The organism is Mesorhizobium sp. M2E.F.Ca.ET.209.01.1.1 (assembly GCF_004010375.2).
Classification (GTDB): domain Bacteria; phylum Pseudomonadota; class Alphaproteobacteria; order Rhizobiales; family Rhizobiaceae; genus Mesorhizobium.
In genome coordinates this window covers 1-307 of the sequence record NZ_SADP02000936.1, presented here as the reverse complement: position 1 = coordinate 307, position 307 = coordinate 1, and the positions used below count along the sequence as shown (strand labels likewise).

At 64.8% G+C, this 307-nt stretch carries 1 protein-coding gene; it reads left to right on the top strand.

What is annotated here, in order from left to right; genetic code table 11:
• Positions 1-307, top strand: a 307-nt coding sequence (locus EN852_RS38570) for an ATP-binding cassette domain-containing protein (protein ID WP_135879883.1), incomplete at both ends; no start/stop codon positions are given.

The window sequence follows — 307 nt, the reverse complement described above, 5'->3', positions numbered from 1 at the left end:
CCCAATCTGAAACCGCGCCGCCACGCCAAGACGGGGCATCTGTCCGGCGGCGAGCAGCAGGCGACCGCTATCGGCCGGGCGCTGATGAGCAATCCGGATGTGCTGCTGCTGGACGAGGTCTCGCTTGGTCTTTCGCCGCTGATCGTCGACCGTGTCTATGCGGCACTTCAGGGGCTGATCGCTTCGGGCACGACAATCATCCTCGTCGAACAGGACCTCAACCGGGCGCTGTCGGTTTCGGACAAGGTCATCTGCATGCTGGAGGGGCGCATCGCGCTCGAAGGGTCGAGCAGGAGCGTTTCGCGCG